We start from the raw sequence: 19644 nt of genomic DNA on the forward strand, positions 1-19644 counted from the left end.
GCTAGGCCAGCCCGGCGACCAGTTCGGCGAGGTCCTTGCGCCGACCGGTGAAGAAGGGGATCTCCTCGCGGACGTGCATCCGCGCCTCGGAGCCCCGCAGGTGGCGCATGAGGTCGACGATGCGGTGCAGCTCGTCCGCCTCGAAGGCGAGGATCCACTCGTAGTCGCCCAGCGAGAACGAGGCGACCGTGTTGGCGCGCACGTCCGGGTAGCCGCGGGCCATCTTGCCGTGGTCGGCGAGCATGCGGCGGCGGTCCTCGTCGGGCAGCAGGTACCAGTCGTAGGAGCGCACGAACGGGTAGACGCTGATGTAGTTCCGAGGCGTCTCGTCGGCCAGGAAGGCCGGGATGTGCGAGCGGTTGAACTCGGCGGGACGGTGCAGCGCCATGTTCGACCAGACGGGCTCCAGCGCGCGGCCGAGCTTGGTGCGACGGAAGAGGTTGTACGCCTCCTGGAGCTGGTCGGCGGTCTCGGCGTGCCACCAGATCATGAGGTCGGCGTCCGCGCGCAGACCGGACAGGTCGTAGGTGCCGCGGATCGTCACGTCCTTGGCGGCGAGCTGGTCGAAGAGCTCCTGGACCTCGTCGGCGTACCCGGCGCGGTCCTCCGGGAGGGTGTCCTTCAGCTTGAAGACGGACCAGAGGGTGTAGCGGATGACCTCGTTGAGGTCCTTGGCCAGCTTGCCCTTGTTGGGGATCCGCTCGGCGGCGGGGGTGGAGGCGTCGTCACTCATGACCCTATTCTCCCGCTCCCCCGTGCAGGCTCTGCACCGGGTGGGCGGTGAGCTCCTCCACACCGCGCGGGTCGCCGTGGATCCGGTCCACGGCCGCGTAGGCGCTCGCGATGCTCGCCGGGATGCCGACACCGTCGTAGGCCGCACCGCACACGGCGAGGCCCGGGAGCTTCGCGACGTGTTCGCGGACCCGGGCCACGCGCGCGTGGTGACCGACGGGGTACTGGGGCAGGCCGTCGTGCCAGCGGGTGACCCGGGTGGCGACGGGCTCGGCGGCCAGGCCGGTGGCCTCCTTCAAATCGTGCCGGGAGACGTCGACCAGGCCGGCGTCGTCGCGGTCCAGGATCTCCGTCTCGCCGTACCGCCCGACGGAGGTGCGCAGGACGACCAGGTCCGGGTCCTCGGCGTCGATCCAGCCCCACTTGCGGGAGGCGAAGGTGGACGCCTTGACGGTGCGGCCGTCGACCGGTGGCACGAGGAAGCCGCTGCCTTCGGGGAGGGCGGCCGCGTCCGCGCGGCGGTAGGCGAGGGTGATCAGGGCCATGGAGGCGTACTCCACGGCGGCCAGCTCGGCCGCGGCGGCGGGGACCTCGGCGCGCAGCAGGTCGGCGGCGGGGCGGGCGGGGACGGCGACGACGACCGCGCCGGCGTGCAGCACCCGGTCGGCGGTGGTGATGCGCCAGCCGTCGTCGGCGGTGTGGCGCAGCTCCGTCACGGGCGCGTGGGTGACGATTTCGCCGCCCCGCGCGCGCACCGACTCCGCGACCGCGAGCGGGAGGGTGCCGATGCCGCCCTCGATGCCCATGAACACCGGGCCGGTCTGCGGTGTGGTGGCCGTGCGGCCCTGGATCGCGCGCACCGCCTCGGTGAGGGAGGTGTGGGTGCGGGCGGCCTCGAAGAGCTGGGGCACGGCGGAGCGCAGGGAGATGCGGTAGGCGTCGCCCGCGTAGACGCCGCCCAGCAGCGGTTCGACGAGGCGGTCGACGACCTCGCGGCCCAGGCGCGCCGCCACGTACTCCCCCACCGCGACGTCGTCGCCGACCTCGGTGCGGGGCAGCTCCGCGTCGCGCTCGATGCGGGCGAGGCCCTCCTCGGAGAGGACGCCGGCCAGGGCGGCGGCGGTGCCGGGCACGCCCATGACGTGGCCCTTGGGCATGGGGCGCAGGGCGCCGCGGGTCCACAGGGAGGCCGAGGCGGTGGCCGGCGGCTGGAGGCGGTCGGCGAGGCCGACCTCGCGGGCCAGGCCGACGGCCTCGGGGCGGCGGGCCAGCATGGACTCGGCGCCGAGGTCGACGCGCACGCCCGCGATCCCGCCGGGCAGCAGCTTGCCGCCGACGCGGTCGGACGCCTCCAGCACGGTCACCCGCGCGCCACGCTCCAGCAGCCGGTGGGCGGCGGCCAGTCCGGCGATCCCGCCCCCGATGACGACGACGTGCCCCGTGTCCGCGGGGGTCTCACCCGCGGAGGTCTCCCTTGCGCTCATGCCTCCAGCGTCTCAGACCCCACTGACAGCGACGGCCGCGGGCCGGGAGCGGGAACGGGCCGCGTACGGCGCCCCGCGAGTCCGGACCGTGACCTGTTCGGGACCGTTTCGCGCCGACCCCGGGGCCGGTTGCCGCGTCGTAGGAACGACAGTCGTACCGACGATCTCGGGGGTCCCATGCGCACACCACGTTCCGCACGTCCCGTTCCGGCCCTGGCCGCCGTCCTGCTGGCCGCCGCGCTGGCGCTCACCGGATGCAGTGCCGGGGGCGACTCCGGTGCGAGCGGCGCGGACAGCGCGGCCGGGGAGGCCGCGCCCCCGGCGATGAACGACCGCCAGGGCGCCGCGGGCGGCAAGGCGGAAGGCGCCGGGGCGAGCGCGCCGCCGAAGGCCGCCGCGAGTCACGTCATCCGCACCGCCTCACTGACGGTGCAGGTCGAGGACGTCCACAAGGCCCTCGCCGAAGCCCGGGACACCACCGAGAACGCGGGTGGCTACGTGGGCGACGAGACCACCGGCCGGGACGGGGACGGTCACGAGCGGACCCGGGTGACGCTGCGCGTGCCCGTCGACTCCTACCAGGACGTCCTGGACGACCTGGAGGGCGCCGGGAAGCTGCTGAACCGCAACGCCGAGGCGGAGGACGTCACCGACCAGGTCGTCGACGTGGAGAGCCGGATAAAGTCCCAGCGCGCCAGCGTCGTCCGCGTGCGCGAGCTGATGGACCGGGCCACGAAGCTGAGCGACGTGGTGACGCTGGAGGGCGAGCTGAGCAGCCGTCAGGCCGAACTGGAGGCGCTGCTGGCCCAGCAGGCGTCCCTGAAGGACCGCACCGGCCTGGCCACCATCACCCTCTCCCTGTCCGAGACGCCGGTGGAACGGGCGGAGAAGGACGACGACCCCGGGTTCACGGACGCCCTGGCCGGCGGCTGGGACGCCTTCGTGACCATGCTGCGCTGGATGGCGGTCGCGGTGGGCGCGGTGCTCCCCTTCGCCGTGGTGGCGGCACTGCTGGTGGCGGTGTGGCTGCGGGTGGTGCGTCCCCGGCTGCCGCGCCGCCCGGCGCCGGTGCCCGCGGCGCCCGCCACGGCTTCCTCGGCGGCGTCGGCTTCGCTGCCGACGGCCCGGCCGGCCCCCGGGACCACGCCCCGCGAGGAGCCGGGCGGGCGGGACTGAAACACCCCGCCCCCCGTAGCGTGTTCGCATGAGCATGAGCGTTGCGGGCGGTACGAGGGAGCGACTGGTCGTGATCGGCGGGGACGCCGCGGGGATGTCCGCGGCGTCCCAGGCCCGCCGACTGAGGGGCCCGGACGAGCTGGAGATCGTGGCGTTCGAACGCGGCCACTTCAGCTCGTTCTCGGCGTGCGGCATCCCGTACTGGGTCGGCGGCGAGGTGGCCGACCGGGACGAGCTGATCGCGCGGACGCCCGAGGAGCACCGCGCGCGGGACATCGACCTGCGGATGCGCACCGAGGTCACGGAGATCGACGTCGCCGGAGGGCGGGTGCGCGCGCGTGACGTCGACACGGGGGCGGAGTCCTGGACGTCGTACGACAAGCTCGTGATCGGGACCGGGGCGCGCCCGATCCGTCCCGGGCTGCCGGGCGTCGACGCGCCCGGCGTCCACGGGGTGCAGACGCTGGACGACGGGCAGGCCCTGCTCGACACGCTGGCCCGCACGCGCGGCCGTCGCGCGGTGGTCGTCGGCGCCGGCTACATCGGCGTGGAGATGGCCGAGGCGCTGATCATCCGCGGTTACGAGGTGACGGTGGTCAACCGCGGCCGGGAGCCGATGTCGACGCTCGACCCGGACATGGGCCGCATGGTGCACGAGGCGGTGGAGGGCCTCGGCATCACCATGGTGAACGGCGCCGAGGTCACCGAGGTGCTCACCGGGGACGACGGCCGGGTCCGCGCGGTGGCCACCGCGGACGCCGAGTACCCGGCGGACGTGGTGGTCCTCGGCATCGGCGTGCGCCCCGAGACGGGACTGGCCGAGGCCGCCGGGCTGCCGCTGGGCGCTCACGGCGGGCTGCTGACCGACCTGGGCATGCGGGTGCGCGGGTACGAGAACATCTGGGCCGGCGGCGACTGCGTGGAGGTGCTCGACCTGGTCTCGGGGCAGGAGCGGCACATCCCGCTCGGCACGCACGCCAACAAGCACGGCCAGGTGATCGGCACCAACGCGGGCGGCGGTTACGCCACCTTCCCGGGGGTGGTGGGCACCGCGGTCAGCAAGGTCTGCGACCTGGAGATCGCGCGGACCGGACTGCGCGAGAAGGACGCGCTGCGGGCGGGGCTGCGGTTCGTGACGGCCACCATCGAGTCCACCAGTCGCGCCGGCTACTACCCGGGCGCCTCCCCCATGACGGTGAAGATGCTCGCCGAGCGGCGCACGGGGCGGCTGCTCGGCGTGCAGATCGTCGGCCGTGAGGGTGCGGGCAAGAGGGTCGACATCGCCGCGGTGGCCCTCACCGCCGGGATGACGGTGGAGCGGATGACGGCCCTGGACCTCGGCTACGCGCCGCCGTTCTCACCGGTGTGGGATCCCGTGCTGGTGGCCGCCCGCAAGGCGGCGCGGGCGGTGCGGCAGGAGGGCTGAGGACCGTGTCCGACGGGTGGGTCACGCCGTCCCGTTGATCCGGTCGATGGCCTGCCGCGCCTGCTCCGCCGGGGGCCGCGAGGGCATGGACGACACCGAGGCCGGGGCGGTCGCCGTGGCCGGTGCCCCCACCGCGGGCGGCTGCTCACCGGCCGGCCTGGCGTGCGCGGCGCCCCGCGCGGAGCGCAGCCGGTGGCTCACCGCCTCGTCCAGTGTCACCGGCCGCTGCATCTGCACGGCCAGCCGCCCGGCCTCCTGACCGAGCCGGGCGACGTCCTCCCAGGGCAGGCGCAGCACGAGGGCGACCTCGGCCTCGCCGTCGGGCAGGGCGTGCATCGCGGGAGCCGGTGTGACCCGTTCGTTCATCGCCTGTTCCTCACGTCGTCCCCACGCCCCGCCTTCCCCGGGCCGCGGGCGGTTGGGGTGACATACGCACGACGGGACTGCGGCGTTCAGGGGATCACCGATTCGCCGGCGGCGGGGAGGGCAGTAGTCTCTCGTGGTCATCCCCGTCCATGACGTGAACCCCGCCCGGCGCACCCCTTGGGTGACGTACGCCCTGATCCTCGCCAACGTCCTGGTCTTCCTGTTCACCCCGGGAACGGCCGGGTCCGTGACGGGCGAGGGCAGTCTGGCGCAGCTGTGCCACCTCGAGGCCTTCCTGGACCAGTACGCGGCGGTGCCGCAGGAGCTGCTCCACCACCGGATGCCCGCCCTGGTACCCACGGGCGACACGGGGGTCGGCCCGCAGGGACCGGGGTGCGTGGTCGGGCCGCCGGACTACGACAAGTCCCCCGAGCTGAGCGTCCTGACGGCGATGTTCCTGCACGGCGGCTGGCTGCACCTGCTGGGCAACATGCTCTTCCTGTGGATCTTCGGCAACAACGTCGAGGACCGCCTGGGCCACCTGCCCTACCTGCTCTTCTACGGCGTCTGCGGCTACGCGGCGACCTACGGCTTCGCCCTCCTCGACTCCGAGTCCGGCGCCCCGCTGATCGGTGCCTCGGGAGCGATCGCCGGTGTGCTCGGCGCGTATCTGGTGCTCTATCCGAAGGCCCGGGTCTGGGTTCTCGTGCCCTTCCTGATCTTCCTGCCGCTGCGGCTGCCGGCCTGGATCGTGCTGGGCTTCTGGTTCGGGCTCCAGGCGGTCTACTCCTCCGGCGGGGCCGTCTCGCAGGCCGGCACCGTGGCGTACGCGGCCCATGTCTTCGGCTTCGTGGCCGGCATGCTGATCGCCTGGCCGCTGCGCCGCGGCACCCCGCCACCGCCGGAGCCGCGCGGGCTGCTGTTCGGGAGGCGGGCGCGGCCTGGGTGGTGACGGCGCACGGCGGCGGGGCCGGGCGTGGGAGGCCCTGATCCGTCCGGGCTCCGGCGTGAAGGGGGGCCGGACGGGGCCGCCCGGCGCACGTTGTCGCCGGGCGGCCCGGTGGGTCGGTGCGCCGACGGTCCTCAGCGCGCGGTCTGCGTGTGCACGTACTCCACGAGGCGGCTCAGCGCGTCCGGGTCCGTGTCGGGCAGGACGCCGTGGCCGAGGTTGAAGACGTGGCCCTCCAGGCCCGCCGCGGCGTCCAGGATCTCGCGGGTCCTGGTCTCGACCGCCTGTGGAGTGGAGAAGAGGACGGCGGGGTCGAGGTTGCCCTGGAACGCCTTGCCGGGGCCGACCCGGCGGGCGGCCTCGTCCATCGGGACCCGCCAGTCGACGCCGACGACGTCCGCGCCGGCCTCGCCCATGTCGCGCAGGAGTTCACCGGTGCCGACGCCGAAGTGGATGCGCGGCACGCCGTATCCGGCGACGGCCTCGAAGACCTTGCGGGAGGCAGGCTGCACGAAGCGACGGTAGTCCGCGGGGGCCAGGGCGCCGACCCAGGAGTCGAAGAGCTGGACCGCGCTCGCGCCCGCCTCGATCTGCACCTTGAGGAAGGCGGCCGTGATCTCGGCGAGGCGGTCCAGCAGGTCGGCCCACAGCTGCGGGTCGCCGTACATGAGCGCCTTGGTGTGCTCGTGGTTGCGGGACGGGCCGCCCTCGACGAGGTAGCTGGCGAGGGTGAACGGCGCGCCCGCGAAGCCGATCAGCGGGGTGGCGCCGAGCTCGCGGGTGAGCAGGCCGAAGGCCTCGGTGACGTAGGAGACGTCCTCGGGGGTGAGGTCGCGCAGCCGGGCCAGGTCGGCGCGGGTGCGGATCGGCTTCTCGATGACCGGGCCGACGCCCGGCTTGATGTCGAGGTCGATGCCGATCGCCTTGAGCGGGATCACGATGTCGCTGAAGAAGATCGCCGCGTCCACGCCGTGCCGGCGCACCGGCTGGAGGGTGATCTCGGTGACCAGTTCCGGCCGCATGCAGGACTCGAGCATCGGGATGCCCTCGCGCACCTTGCGGTACTCCGGCAGCGAGCGCCCGGCCTGCCGCATGAACCACACGGGGGTGTGCGGCACCGGCTCACGCCTGCACGCCTTGAGGAACGCGGAGTCGTACGTGGCGGTCGGCTGCTTGCCCGCGGGGCTCTGGTTGGCACTCACACCGGAAAGTCTCGCATGCCCCTCGGACAGCGCCGGACCACGGGTGCGACCGCGTGCGAGCGGCGCGGGGGCGCCCGCGCGGGACCGCGTGATCCGGACATCGCGCCCGCACGCGGGTGTCCCTCACTGCGCCCGGTCGCTGTTCCGCTTAACCTTCCCCGCATGGCTGCGGCTCAGGGACGATCGTCGGACGGCGCTGGCGGAATGGACGAGACGAAGGGCACCGAGGAGGATTCCCGGCGTACGGGGAGTGCGGCTCCGCCGCCCTTCGCGGCCGCCGTCGAGGCGCTCGGGGCCGCGCGGCTGCGTCCTCAGATCGAGGTGGAGGCGGTGCCCCCGCCGAAGCGGCTCGCTCCGTACGCGTACGCCCTGGAGGCGGCGGTCGTCGACGGCGACGAGGACCTGGCGGACGGACGGCTGGTACTGCTGCACGACCCGGCCGGGCACGACGCCTGGCACGGCACCTTCCGGCTGGTGACGCTGGTGCGGGCCGAACTGGAGCCGGAGATGGCCGCGGACCCGCTGCTGCCGGACGTCTGCTGGTCCTGGCTCACCGGTGCGCTGCAGGCGCGCGGGCTGACCTACGGCGAGCCCAGCGGCACGGTCACGCGCGCGAGTTCCCATTACTTCGGAGGGCTCTCGGCGCGGCCGTCGGCCTCGCAGATCGAGATCCGGGCGTCCTGGACGCCGCGCGAGGGTCTGGGCGGCGTCCCGGACACCGCGGCGCACCTCGCCTCGTGGTGCGACCTGCTGGCGCAGGTCGCGGGTCTGCCGCCGGCCGCGCCCGGCGACGCGTCGATCGTGACGCTGCCGCAGCGCCGCGGCCCGCAGTCGCGCTAGGGCCACCCGCTCCCCAGGTCCCCGCACCCGGGCCCGGTCCGGCCCGCGAAACGTTCCGTCACTTTGTCGACACGGCCACTTTCGACCCCTTATCGACAAAGTACGGAACCGTTCGGTCTTCGAATGATCGACCGCATGTCCGAATTGCTCGGATTGTTACTCACCAGATCGTGATCATTCTCTAAAGGCGGACGCGTTCGGTGCCGAAGACGACTGTGACCTTGAAAGCACGGTTCGTCCCGGCTTCACCCCCCACGAGCCGGCCCCGTCCCGCACCCCAGGAGGCCTGGTGTCCGTTCTCCTCGAGCAGCCTGCAAGCCTGGTCGCCTACCGCCCGAACAAGCCGACCGCCATGGTGGTCGTGGCCGACCCGCGCGTCCGTTCCACCGTCACCCGCCACCTGTGGGCGCTCGGTGTGCGCGATGTCATCGAGGCCTCGTCCGTCGCGGAGGCTCGTCCCCGCATCGGCAACCCCCGCGACATCTGCGTCGCCGACGTCCACCTCCCCGACGGCTCCGGCCTGACCTTGCTGTCGGAGACCCGCGCCGCGGGCTGGCCCAACGGCCTCGCCCTGTCCGCCGCCGACGACATCGGCGCCGTGCGCAACGCCCTCGCCGGCGGCGTCAAGGGCTACGTCGTCACCGGCACCCGCACCAACGTCGGGCTCCCCACCCGGCCGGGCGCCGCCCCCATCGGCGCCGCCGCCCGCCTGCACCGCCGCCCCCCGGGCGCCCCGAGCCACCCGGGCGGCTACCGCGAGCTCTCCGGCCGCGAGGTCGAGGTGCTGCGCCTGGTCGCGGAGGGCCAGTCGAACAAGGCGATCGGCGTCTCGATGGGCCTGTCCGCCCTGACCGTCAAGAGCCACCTGGCCCGCATCGCCCGCAAGCTCGGCACGGGCGACCGCGCCGGGATGGTCGCCGTGGCGCTGCGGACCGGGATCATCCACTGACCGCTTACCCTCTCCGCTCCCCTCTCGTCTCCCGCCCTCCATGACCGCCGGCCACCGTCCTCGTGACGCCGATCTTTCACTGACCTGACTGGTTTACGACCCCCCGACGCCCGCCGACGGAACGTTCCGTCGGCGGGCGCGGTCGATGCACGGATACCCTTGACAGGTGACCGACGCCCACGAAACCGCAGCAGACCGTTCACTGCGAACCACCGGAGGCGCCCCTCCGGACGACGCCGGATCTTCTGTGAGTCAGGCGCCGACCCCCTTGCTAGAACCACGCGAGGGCATTCCGCCGGTGATCGCCGACGCGGCGGCCCTCGCCGAGGTGACCGCCGCCTTCGCCGCCGGGCACGGCCCGGTCGCCGTCGACGCCGAGCGCGCCTCCGGCTACCGCTACGGACAGCGGGCGTACCTGGTGCAGTTGCGCCGCGAGGGCGCCGGCACCGCGCTGATCGACCCGGTGGCCTGCCCCGACCTGTCCGGGCTGGGCGCGGCGATCGCGGACACCGAGTGGGTGCTGCACGCGGCCACCCAGGACCTGCCGTGCCTGCGCGAAATAGGGATGGTGCCCACCCGCATCTTCGACACCGAGCTGGCGGGACGGCTGGCCGGCTTTCCCCGCGTCGGCCTCGGCGCGATGGTGGAGAACGTGCTGGGCTTCGTCCTGGAGAAGGGCCACTCGGCCGTCGACTGGTCCACGCGTCCGCTGCCCGAGCCGTGGCTGCGCTACGCCGCGCTCGACGTCGAGCTCCTCGTCGACCTGCGCGACGCGTTGGAGAAGGAACTGGACCGGCAGGGCAAGCTGGAGTGGGCCCGGCAGGAGTTCGACGCGATCGCCTCCGCCCCGCCGCCCGAGCCCCGCAAGGACCCGTGGCGCCGTACGTCCGGCATGCACAAGGTGCGCCGTCGCCGTCAGCTCGCCGTGGTGCGCGAACTGTGGCAGACCCGGGACCGGATCGCGCAGCGCCGGGACGTCTCGCCGGGCAAGGTGCTCGGGGACGCGGCCATCGTCGAGGCGGCGCTCGCGCTGCCGCCCAACGCGCACGCGCTGGCCGCGCTGAACGGTTTCGGGCGGGTCAACCGCCGGCAGCTGGAGCAGTGGCAGGTGGCGGTCGACCGGGCCCGGGGCCTGTCCGAGTCGCAGCTGCCGCAGCCCGGCCAGCCGGTGACCGGCCCCCCGCCGCCCAGGGCGTGGGCCGACAAGGACCCGGCCGCCGCGGCCCGGCTCACCGCTGCGCGGGCCGCGGTGAGCGCGCTCGCCGAGCGGCTGAACATGCCGCAGGAGAACCTGATCACGCCGGACACGGTGCGCAGGGTGTGCTGGGAGCCCCCGGCCACCCTCGACGAGGAATCGGTGGGCGCGGCCCTCGCCGGGCACGGGGCTCGGCCCTGGCAGGTGGAACAGGTGACGCCGGTCCTGGTGACGGCGCTGGCCGGTGGCGTGTCGTAGCAGGAGCGGCGGGGCATCGCCGGTATCCAGGGACGAAGCGCACAGCCGTGTCCTCGAGGTGGAGCGCCGCAGCGGCGGTGTGACGTTCGCCGCTCCAGCCGGGGGGACTGGGCAGCTACGTTACCCACAAGTAGCATGGGGCTGAGCGCGCGCTCAGTGCATGCGTGCCGCAGCAGTGCCATCCCGCACCCTGGAGGAGAGCCATCGTGCCTCGTACCGTCAGGGACGTCGTCTTCGTAGACGGCGTCCGCACCCCGTTCGGCAAGGCGGGCCCGAAGGGCATCTACCACGAGACCCGCGCCGACGACCTGGTCGTGAAGGCGATCCGGGAGCTGCTGCGCCGCAATCCCGGTCTCGACCCCAAGAAGATCGACGAGGTCGCCGTCGCCGCGACCACGCAGATCGGCGACCAGGGCCTGACCATCGGCCGCACCGCCGGCATCCTGGCGGGCCTGCCCACCTCGGTCCCGGGCTACTCGATCGACCGCATGTGCGCGGGCGCCCTGACCGCCGTCACCACGGTGGCCGGCTCGGTCGCCTTCGGCGCGTACGACGTCGCCATCGCGGGCGGTGTCGAGCACATGGGCCGCCACCCGATGGGCGAGGGCGTCGACCCGAACCCGCGGTTCGTCAGCGAGAAGCTGGTCGACGAGTCCGCCCTGTTCATGGGCATGACGGCCGAGAACCTGCACGACCGCTACCCGAGCATCACCAAGCGGCGCGCCGACGAGTACGCCGTGCGCTCGCAGGAGAAGGCCGCCAAGGCGTACGCCAACGGCCAGATCCAGGCCGACCTGGTGCCGATCTCCGTGCGCCGCACCAACGAGGAGGCGGGCGAGACGGGCTGGGGCCTGGTCACCGCCGACGAACCGATGCGCCCGGGCACCACGCTGGAGAACCTGGCGGGCCTGAAGACGCCGTTCCGCGTGCACGGCCGGGTCACCGCGGGCAACGCGGCCGGTCTGAACGACGGCGCCACCGCCTCCCTCATCGCGAGCGAGGACTTCGCCCGCGAGAACGACCTGCCGGTCAAGATGCGCCTGGTGTCGTACGCCTTCGCGGGCGTCGAGCCGGAGGTCATGGGCTACGGCCCGATCCCGGCCACGGAGAAGGCCCTGGCCCAGGCCGGGCTGTCGATCTCCGACATCGGCCTGTTCGAGATCAACGAGGCCTTCGCCGTCCAGGTCCTCGCCTTCCTGGAGCACTACGGCATCGCCGACGACGACGCCCGCGTCAACCAGTACGGCGGCGCCATCGCCTTCGGCCACCCGCTGGCCTCCTCCGGCGTCCGCCTGATGACGCAGCTGGCCCGCCAGTTCGAGGAGCAGCCGAACGTCCGCTACGGCCTGACCACCATGTGCGTCGGCTTCGGTATGGGCGCGACGGTCATCTGGGAGAACCCGCACTTCGAGGGGGACAAGTGAGCACCACCGCAGAGCTGCTGAAGGGTGCGGCCGAGCTGTTCCCCGGCGAGGTCGTCACCAGCGCGCACGTACGTCACTTCGACCTGCCGCTGGGTGCGGGGCGCTTCGCGCTCATCACCCTCGACAACGGTCACGACCACACCAAGCCGACCACGCTGGGCCCGCAGTCGCTGGCGAACATCGACGCCGCCATCGACCAGGTCGAGAAGGAGGCCGCGGACGGCGACATCGTCGGCGTCGGTGTCACCGGCAAGCCGTTCATCTTCGCGGTCGGCGCCGACCTCAAGGGCGTCGAGCTGCTGAAGCGGCACGAGGACGCGCTGGCCATCGGCAAGGGCGGCCACGACGTCTTCAAGCGGCTGGCGAAGCTGGCCGTGCCGACCTTCGCGTACTACAACGGCGCGGCCATGGGCGGCGGCGTGGAGATCGGCCTGCACTGCTCCTACCGGACGGTGTCGGCGGCCGTCCCCGCCTTCTCCCTCCCCGAGGTCTTCCTCGGCCTGGTCCCCGGCTGGGGCGGCTGCACGCTCCTGCCGAACCTGATCGGCGCCGACAAGGCCGTCTCGGTCATCATCGAGAACAGTCTCAACCAGAACAAGCAGCTCAAGGGCGAGCAGGTCCACGGACTCGGCATCGCGGACGCGATCTTCGAGGGCGCGGACTTCCTGGAGCAGTCGCTGCTCTGGACCGCGTCCGTCCTCAAGGGCGAGATCGAGGTCGAGCGCCCGGTGATCGACCGCGGCGAGGCCTGGGACCAGGCCGTAGCCAAGGGCCGCTTCATCGCGGACTCCAAGGTGCACGGCGCCGCCCCGGCCGCCTACCGCGCCCTGGACATCATCGCCGCCGCCAAGAACGGCGACCTCCAGCAGGGCTACGACGCCGAGGACCAGGCCCTCGCCGACCTGATCATGGGCGGCGAACTGCGCTCCGGCATCTACGCCTTCAACCTGGTGCAGAAGCGCGGCAAGCGCCCCGCCGGCGCGCCCGACAAGTCGCTGGCCCGCCCGGTCACCAAGGTGGGCGTCGTCGGCGCCGGCCTGATGGCCTCCCAGCTCGCGCTGCTCTTCCTGCGCCGCCTGGAGGTGCCGGTCGTGCTGACCGACATCGACCAGGAGCGCGTCGACAAGGGTGTGGGCTACGTCCACGCCGAGATCGACAAGCTGCTCGGCAAGGGCCGTATCAACCAGGACAAGGCCAACCGCCTCAAGGCCCTGGTGACCGGCGTCCTGGACAAGGCCGAGGGCTTCGCGGACGCGGACTTCGTCATCGAGGCCGTGTTCGAGGAGATGGGCGTCAAGCAGAAGGTCTTCGCGGAGGTCGAGGCGGTCGCCCCGGCACACGCGGTCCTCGCCACCAACACCTCGTCCCTCTCCGTGTCGGAGATGGCGTCGAAGCTGAAGCACCCGGAGCGGGTCGTCGGCTTCCACTTCTTCAACCCGGTCGCGGTCCTGCCGCTGCTGGAGATCGTCCGCGGCGAGCAGACGGACGACGCGTCGCTGGCCACGGCGTTCGGCGTCGCCAAGAAGCTGAAGAAGACCGCGGTCCTCGTCAAGGACGCCCCGGCGTTCGTCGTGAACCGCATCCTGACCCGCTTCATGGGCGAGATCCAGAACGTCATCGACGAGGGCACGCCGGTGGACGTGGCGGAGGAGGCGGTCGAGCCGCTCGGCCTGCCGATGTCCCCGCTGGTGCTGCTGGAGCTGGTCGGCCCGGCGATCGGCCTGCACGTCTCGGAGACGCTCAACGGGGCCTTCCCGGAGCGCTTCACGGTCTCCCCCAACCTCAAGGCGGTCGTCGAGGCGGGCAAGCGCGGCTTCTACGTCTACGACAGCGGCAAGCCCGAGCTGGACCCGGAGGTCGCCGCGCTCCTCAAGCAGGGCGACACCGTCCTGACGGAGGAGCAGGTGCGGGCGCGGGTGCTCGACGCGGTGGCCCAGGAGATCGGCCTGATGCTCGACGAGGGCGTCGTCGCCGAGGCCCAGGACGTCGACCTCTGCCTGATCACCGGCGCCGGCTGGCCCTTCCACCTGGGCGGCATCACGCCGTACCTGGACCGTGAGGGCGTGTCCGAGCGGGTGAACGGGAAGCGGTTCCTGGAGGCCGGGGTGGCTTCGGTTCCGGCGTAGCTCCGCCCCCGAAACAGACCGACGGGCCGCACCGGACGAATCCGGTGCGGCCCGTCGGGCGTTCTGCGACTCAGGGTGACGACCGTGCCGTGACGGTCGGGCGCCTGACGCTCCGCCTGCCGGAGGGCCCGCGCGAGCCCTCCTCGGCCGCCTTGCTGTCCGCCCGTCCTACCCGACGGCCCGGGCCCGGCGGGGCCCCTCACACCGCTTCCCAGGCCCCGAGCGCCAGCCCCGCCTCGTCCTTCCGCCGCGCCAGCAGCAGCTGCCCGGTGGACGGGGACAGGGTCGCCGCGACCACACGGGCGTCGGCGTCCAGGGCGAGGGACACCGTCGCGTCGGCCGGCAGCGCCGGTCCCGACTCGGTCCACCAGGCGCCCGCCGCCTCCTCTTCACTGGGGTAGGCCGCGAAGGCGATCCGGCCGGAGGACGAGCGCTGGGCCAGCAACGTGCAGTCGTGGCCGTCGAGTTCGCAGCGGACGGCCGCGACCGGGCCGGGGCCCGCCGCGGTGGCCAGGGGCACGGGCTCGGCTCCGGGCCGCCAGGCGCACAGGGTGCCGGACGCGTCGGTGAAGAAGAGGGTGGTGTTCTCGTCGGAGGTGGCCAGGGCGCGCAGGGTGCCCGGACGAATCTCGGTCTGCACCGAGTCCGCCATCCGGAATTCGGTGGCCTGCTCCTCCTGGAGCCAGTGAATGAGCCTTCCGGGGCGGTACGCGTAGGCCTCGATGCGTCCGTCCCTGCCCGCCACCGCGACGGGCGCGTCCTGGAGCTGCGCGCTCTTCAGGTCGCGCCACGGACCCCAGCCGCCCTTCTGCTTCTGCGCCCGCATGCTGAGCCCCCCGCCGCCGTTGCGTACGAAGACGTGGGCACGGCCGTGGCCGTCGACCGCGACGGCGGGCGGGCCGGTGCGGTCCCCCGTGCCGTTCGGGTGACCGACGGGTTCCCAGTCCAGGGCGGCCAGCAGCGGCCGGAAGTGGGTGCAGTGCACCAGGCCCGACTCACCGGACACCGTGGGCCGCCACGCGACGAGGTGCGCGTAGGCGTCGGCGCCCTGGCCGACCGCCGGCCCGGGGTGCAGCCGCTGGTCCCCGCCGATCCTGCGCGGGGCGCCCCAGGAACCGCCGGGTACCTGCTCCGCGCGGCACAGGGCGGCATCGTGGGACATCTGGTAGACGCTGAGTCGGCCGTCCCGGCCGCGTATGAGCCACTCGCCGTTCACCTGATCATTTTATGCCGCCGTATCCGGGCGCGCTCCGGCCGGGTGGGTCCGCGTGCGACCCTGACCACATGAGCGACAGTGGCCCCCTCCTGGTGATCGTCGACGCGGCGAACGTCGTCGGGTCGGTTCCCGACGGCTGGTGGCGGGACCGGCGGGGAGCCGCGGAGCGGTTGCGGGACCGGCTGGCGGGGGACGGGGTGCCGGGGCGGGACGGGCCGGTGGAGGTCGTCCTCGTCGTCGAGGGCGCGGCCCGGGACGTTGAGTCCGTGCCCGGCGTACGGGTGGAGTCGGCGCCCGGCAGCGGGGACGACCACATGGTCCACTTGGTCGCCGGGGCCGCCGGCGACCGTGCCGTCCTGGTGGTGACGGCCGACCGCGAGCTGCGCCGCCGGGTGACGGAGCTGGGCGCGGAGGTGGCGGGGCCGCGGACGGTACGGCCGCTGTGACGGCGTGCGGGCCCCGTGCGCGGTACGGCCGGTGTGACGGCGTGCGGGCCCCGTGCGCGGACCGGCCCCGCAGCCCCGGGAAGCGGGGCGTACGGGGCCGGAGCGGCGCCGGTGGGGCTTACGGGGCGTCACCACCGGCCGTCGGCTTCGACGGGCCGCCGGCCGGTGCCTCCTCGCCGCGGGCCATGCGGCTGTGGGTGCGGCTGTAGAGGAAGTACACGACGACACCGATGGCCATCCAGACACCGAACCGCACCCAGGTCTCCGCGGGCAGATTCAGCATCAGCCACAGCGAGGCGGCGACCGACACGATCGGCAGCAGCGGTACCAGCGGGGTGCGGAAGGCACGGGGCAGGTCGGGGCGGGTGCGGCGCAGGATGATCACGCTGACCGCGACGATGACGAAGGCGAACAGCGTGCCGATGTTCACCAGCTCGGCCAGCTCGCTCAGGCTGGTGAAGCCGGCGACGATCGCGATGATCACGCCGAGCAGGATGGTCGGCCGGTACGGCGTCCGGAACTTCGGGTGGACGCGGGAGAAGAAGCGGGGCAGCAGTCCGTCCCGGCTCATCGCGAAGAACACCCGGGTCTGGCCGAGCAGCAGGATCATGCAGACGGTGGTCAAGCCGACGGCGGCGCCGAAGCTGATGACACCGGCGAAGAAGGGGTGCCCGGTGGACTTGAAGGCGTCGGCGAGCGGGGCGTCGACGGACAGTTCGCTGTAGTGCTGCATGCCGGTGACGACGACGGAGACGGCGACGTAGAGCGCGGTGCAGATGAACAGGGAGCCGAGGATGCCGCGGGGCATGTCCCGCTGCGGGTTCCTGGTCTCCTCGGCGGCCGTGGCGACGATGTCGAAGCCGATGAAGGCGAAGAAGACCACCGAGGCGGCGGTGAAGATGCCCATCACGCCGAAGTTGGCCGGCGCCCAGCCGAACATCAGCTGGATCAGGGCCGAGTCGAGCCCCCCGCCCGCCTCCACCGGCTTCGGCTCCGGGACGAACGGGTCGTAGTTGGAGCCCTTGATGAAGAAGGCGCCCGCGATGATCACGATCAGGACGACAGTCACCTTGATGGCGACCACGAGCGAGGTGATGCGGGCCGACAGCTTCATGCCGAGGACGAGGATGCCGGTGAGCACCAGCACCAGGGCGGCGGCGAGGATGTCGAACCCGAAGCCGTCGGCCCCGTCCCGGCCGCCGAGGGCATCCGGGAACTGCCAGCCGACGTTGTCCATGAACGAACGGATGTAGCCCGACCAGCCGACGGCCACCACCGCCGTCCCGAGCGCGAATTCCAGAACCAGGTCCCAGCCGATGATCCAGGCGGGCAGTTCGCCGAGCGAGGCGTAGGAGAAGGTGTACGCCGAACCGGCGACCGGCACGGTGGACGCGAACTCGGCGTAGCAGAGCGCGGCGAGCGCGCAGACCACGCCGGCGACGACGAAGGCCAGGGCCACGGAGGGCCCGGCGTTGTTCTTGGCGACCGTGCCGGTCAGTACGAAGATGCCGGTGCCGATGATGACACCGACGCCGAAGACGGTCAGGTCCAGCGCGGACAGGGATTTCTTGAGCGCGTGCTCGGGTTCCTCCGTGTCCCGGATGGACTGCTCGATCTTCTTGGTCCTGAAGAGACTGCTGCTGCTCACGGGTACCTCCGATGCTTGTCGTCCCCGACATGATCGAGAGGGGGGCGTACTGCGTATGCCTCGGCGTGAGCGGATTCACGCGGATGGGCAGGTTCCACCACCGCAACGAGTGGAGTACCTGCCCATCCGGCCCTGCGTCAGTCGCGCGCGGCCTCCACCGAGTCGACCTCGGCGCCCGTGCGCTCGAACCGGCCGTCGAGCTTGGCGACCAGGCCGGTGACCTGACGGGCGATGTCCGGCGCCGTGAGCCCGATCTCCGCCAGGACCTCGGCGCGCGAGGCGTGGTCCAGGAAGCGCGGCGGGATGCCGAAGTCGCGCAGCGGTACGTCGACGCCCGCGTCGCGCAGCGCCTGGGCGACGGCGGAGCCGACGCCGCCGACCCGCGAGTTGTCCTCGACGGTGACGACGACGCGGTGGCGCTCGGCGAGCGGGGCCATGGCCTCGTCGACGGGCTTGACCCAGCGCGGGTCGACCACGGTGGTGGAGATGCCCTGCTTGTTCAGCAGGTCGGCGACCTCCAGGCACATCGGCGCGAGGGCTCCCACGGAGACCAGGAGGACGTCCGGGTCGTCGGTGCCGGGGGCGCGCAGCACGTCCATGCCGCCGACGCGGCCGACGGCCGGCACAGCGGGACCGACGGCGCCCTTGGAGAAGCGGACCACGGTCGGCGCGTCGTCGACCTCGACGGCCTCGCGCAGCTGGGCGCGGACCTGGTCGGCGTCGCGCGGGGCGGCCAGGCGCAGGCCGGGGACGACCTGGAGGATCGACATGTCCCACATGCCGTTGTGCGAGGCGCCGTCGGTGCCGGTGACACCGGCGCGGTCCAGCACGAAGGTGACGCCGCACTTGTGCAGGGCCACGTCCATCAGGACCTGGTCGAAGGCGCGGTTGAGGAAGGTGGCGTACACGGCGAAGACCGGGTGGACGCCGCCGTGGGCGAGGCCGGCCGCGGAGACGGCGCCGTGCTGCTCGGCGATGCCGACGTCGTAGACGCGGTCCGGGAAGGCCCCGGCGAACTTGTCGAGGCCGACCGGCTGGAGCATGGCGGCGGTGATGGCGACGATGTCCTCGCGCTCCCGGCCGAGCTCCAGCATCTCGTCGCCGAAGACGGAGGTCCAGTCGGCGCCGGAGGTGGAGATGGGCAGGCCCGTGTCGGGGTGGATCTTGCCGACGGCGTGGAAGCGGTCGGCCTCGTCCGCCAGGGCGGGCTGGTAGCCGCGGCCCTTCTCGGTGAGGCAGTGCACGATGACCGGGCCACCGAAGCGCTTGGCGCGGGTGAGGGCGGACTCCAGGGCCTCGAGGTCGTGGCCGTCGATCGGGCCGACGTACTTCAGGCCGAGGTCCTCGAACATGCCCTGCGGGGCGATGAAGTCCTTCAGGCCCTTCTTGGCGCCGTGCAGGGTGTCGTAGAGCGGGCGGCCGACGACCGGGGTGCGCTCCAGGACCTCCTTGGTGCGGGCCAGGAAGCGCTCGTAGCCGTCGGTGGTGCGCAGGGTCGCCAGGTGGTTGGCGAGGCCGCCGATGGTGGGGGCGTAGGAGCGCTCGTTGTCGTTGACGACGATGACGAGGGGGCGGTCCTTGGCGGCGGCGATGTTGTTCAGCGCCTCCCAGGCCATGCCGCCGGTCAGGGCGCCGTCACCGATGACGGCGACGACGTGGTCGTCGCGGTCGAGGACCTGGTTGGCCTTGGCGATGCCGTCGGCCCAGCCGAGGACGGTGGAGGCGTGGCTGTTCTCGATGACGTCGTGCTCGGACTCGGCCTGCGAGGGGTAGCCGGACAGACCGCCCTTCATCTTCAGCCTGGAGAAGTCCTGACGGCCGGTGAGCAGCTTGTGCACGTAGGACTGGTGGCCGGTGTCCCAGAGCACCTTGTCCTTCGGCGAGTCGAAGACGCGGTGCAGAGCGAGGGTCAGTTCCACCACGCCGAGGTTGGGGCCGAGGTGGCCGCCGGTCTTGGAGACGGCGTCGACGAGGAAGGTGCGGATCTCCTCTGCCAGCCGGCCCAGCTCTTCCAGGCTGAGCCGGTCCAGATCGCGCGGTCCCGTGATGCGGGTCAGCAGCGGCACCCGTGCCTCCTTGCAGTAGAGCTGTTGCCGGGCCTGCCCGAGTCTAATGTTCCGCCGTGGGGGAACGTGTCCGGGCGGTGCGTCGTACGTCACGCGTTCGGCCTTACCCACCCGGAACGGGTTCTACGACTTCCCGTACGG

At 72.7% G+C, this 19644-nt stretch carries 16 protein-coding genes; 9 read left to right on the top strand and 7 right to left on the bottom strand.

What is annotated here, in order from left to right; genetic code table 11:
- Nucleotide 1 precedes the first annotated feature (1 nt).
- Nucleotides 2–733, bottom strand: a complete 732-nt coding sequence (hemQ, locus tag IE142_RS12715) for a hydrogen peroxide-dependent heme synthase (RefSeq protein ID WP_191885831.1) — start codon at nucleotides 731–733, stop codon at nucleotides 2–4.
- Between the two features lie 4 nt (nucleotides 734–737).
- A complete protein-coding gene (gene hemG / locus IE142_RS12720) occupies nucleotides 738–2216 on the bottom strand; it encodes a protoporphyrinogen oxidase (protein WP_191885832.1) in 1479 nt (492 codons plus the stop codon).
- Between the two features lie 177 nt (nucleotides 2217–2393).
- Between hemG and IE142_RS12725 the strand changes: the two genes are divergently transcribed.
- Both IE142_RS12725 and IE142_RS12730 read left to right on the top strand, forming a co-directional pair.
- Complete coding sequence (locus IE142_RS12725) at nucleotides 2394–3392, top strand: DUF4349 domain-containing protein (protein WP_191885833.1); 999 nt, start codon at nucleotides 2394–2396, stop codon at nucleotides 3390–3392.
- A 28-nt stretch (nucleotides 3393–3420) separates the two neighbouring features.
- Entirely contained in the window at nucleotides 3421–4818 is a 1398-nt protein-coding gene (locus tag IE142_RS12730; RefSeq protein WP_191885834.1) for an FAD-dependent oxidoreductase, read from the top strand.
- Between the two features lie 21 nt (nucleotides 4819–4839).
- Here the strand turns inward: IE142_RS12730 and IE142_RS12735 are convergent, their stop codons facing one another.
- Nucleotides 4840–5184, bottom strand: a complete 345-nt coding sequence (locus IE142_RS12735; protein ID WP_191885835.1) for a hypothetical protein — start codon at nucleotides 5182–5184, stop codon at nucleotides 4840–4842.
- A 133-nt stretch (nucleotides 5185–5317) separates the two neighbouring features.
- Here IE142_RS12735 and IE142_RS12740 point away from each other — a divergent pair, with 133 nt between their 5' ends.
- A complete protein-coding gene (locus IE142_RS12740; protein ID WP_043378644.1) occupies nucleotides 5318–6136 on the top strand; it encodes a rhomboid family intramembrane serine protease in 819 nt (272 codons plus the stop codon).
- A gap of 131 nt (nucleotides 6137–6267) precedes the next feature.
- On the opposite strand, the gene hemE is transcribed toward IE142_RS12740, so the two are convergent.
- On the bottom strand, nucleotides 6268–7335 hold the full coding sequence (gene hemE / locus IE142_RS12745; RefSeq protein WP_191885836.1) for a uroporphyrinogen decarboxylase: 1068 nt from the start codon (nucleotides 7333–7335) through the stop codon (nucleotides 6268–6270).
- Between the two features lie 162 nt (nucleotides 7336–7497).
- Between hemE and IE142_RS12750 the strand changes: the two genes are divergently transcribed.
- The 5 genes from IE142_RS12750 to IE142_RS12770 all read left to right on the top strand — a co-directional run bounded on the left by IE142_RS12750 (nucleotide 7498) and on the right by IE142_RS12770 (nucleotide 14127).
- A complete protein-coding gene (locus IE142_RS12750; protein ID WP_191885837.1) occupies nucleotides 7498–8175 on the top strand; it encodes a DUF3000 domain-containing protein in 678 nt (225 codons plus the stop codon).
- A gap of 289 nt (nucleotides 8176–8464) precedes the next feature.
- On the top strand, nucleotides 8465–9124 hold the full coding sequence (locus tag IE142_RS12755) for a helix-turn-helix transcriptional regulator (protein WP_043378652.1): 660 nt from the start codon (nucleotides 8465–8467) through the stop codon (nucleotides 9122–9124).
- Nucleotides 9125–9290: 166 nt separating this feature from the next.
- Nucleotides 9291–10577, top strand: a complete 1287-nt coding sequence (locus IE142_RS12760; RefSeq protein ID WP_191885838.1) for a ribonuclease D — start codon at nucleotides 9291–9293, stop codon at nucleotides 10575–10577.
- Between the two features lie 206 nt (nucleotides 10578–10783).
- Nucleotides 10784–12001 carry a thiolase family protein gene (locus IE142_RS12765; protein ID WP_191885839.1) on the top strand — a complete coding sequence of 406 codons (1218 nt, stop codon included), beginning with the start codon at nucleotides 10784–10786 and terminating at the stop codon, nucleotides 11999–12001.
- Complete coding sequence (locus IE142_RS12770) at nucleotides 11998–14127, top strand: 3-hydroxyacyl-CoA dehydrogenase NAD-binding domain-containing protein (RefSeq protein WP_191885840.1); 2130 nt, start codon at nucleotides 11998–12000, stop codon at nucleotides 14125–14127. The genes IE142_RS12765 and IE142_RS12770 overlap by 4 nt, the downstream gene beginning before the upstream one ends.
- 199 nt (nucleotides 14128–14326) lie before the next feature.
- On the opposite strand, the gene IE142_RS12775 is transcribed toward IE142_RS12770, so the two are convergent.
- Nucleotides 14327–15343: a DUF8189 domain-containing protein gene (locus tag IE142_RS12775; RefSeq protein WP_191885841.1), complete on the bottom strand. Its 1017-nt coding sequence runs from the start codon at nucleotides 15341–15343 to the stop codon at nucleotides 14327–14329.
- Nucleotides 15344–15411: 68 nt separating this feature from the next.
- Here IE142_RS12775 and IE142_RS12780 point away from each other — a divergent pair, with 68 nt between their 5' ends.
- Complete coding sequence (locus tag IE142_RS12780) at nucleotides 15412–15789, top strand: PIN domain-containing protein (RefSeq protein ID WP_191885842.1); 378 nt, start codon at nucleotides 15412–15414, stop codon at nucleotides 15787–15789.
- A gap of 118 nt (nucleotides 15790–15907) precedes the next feature.
- Here IE142_RS12780 and IE142_RS12785 read toward each other — a convergent pair whose 3' ends face one another.
- Nucleotides 15908–17437, bottom strand: a complete 1530-nt coding sequence (locus IE142_RS12785) for an amino acid permease (RefSeq protein ID WP_191885843.1) — start codon at nucleotides 17435–17437, stop codon at nucleotides 15908–15910.
- A 137-nt stretch (nucleotides 17438–17574) separates the two neighbouring features.
- Nucleotides 17575–19503 (bottom strand): 1-deoxy-D-xylulose-5-phosphate synthase, encoded by a 1929-nt coding sequence (dxs, locus tag IE142_RS12790; protein WP_191885844.1) that lies wholly within the window; start codon nucleotides 19501–19503, stop codon nucleotides 17575–17577.
- Between the last annotated feature and the right edge of the window lie 141 nt (nucleotides 19504–19644).

Origin of the sequence: Streptomyces mutabilis (assembly GCF_014649815.1) — a bacterium.
Classification (GTDB): Bacteria; Actinomycetota; Actinomycetes; order Streptomycetales; family Streptomycetaceae; genus Streptomyces; species Streptomyces mutabilis.

Excerpts from the sequence above, each read along its gene's own strand:
- IE142_RS12730 (WP_191885834.1), top strand. The coding sequence starts at position 3,421 with ATGAGCATGAGCGTTGCGGGCGGTACGAGGGAGCGACTGGTCGTGATC.
- hemQ (WP_191885831.1), bottom strand. The coding sequence starts at position 733 with ATGAGTGACGACGCCTCCACCCCCGCCGCCGAGCGGATCCCCAACAAG.
- IE142_RS12725 (WP_191885833.1), top strand. The coding sequence starts at position 2,394 with ATGCGCACACCACGTTCCGCACGTCCCGTTCCGGCCCTGGCCGCCGTC.
- hemG (WP_191885832.1), bottom strand. The coding sequence starts at position 2,216 with ATGAGCGCAAGGGAGACCTCCGCGGGTGAGACCCCCGCGGACACGGGG.
- IE142_RS12735 (WP_191885835.1), bottom strand. The coding sequence starts at position 5,184 with ATGAACGAACGGGTCACACCGGCTCCCGCGATGCACGCCCTGCCCGAC.
- IE142_RS12750 (WP_191885837.1), top strand. The coding sequence starts at position 7,498 with ATGGCTGCGGCTCAGGGACGATCGTCGGACGGCGCTGGCGGAATGGAC.
- IE142_RS12780 (WP_191885842.1), top strand. The coding sequence starts at position 15,412 with ATGAGCGACAGTGGCCCCCTCCTGGTGATCGTCGACGCGGCGAACGTC.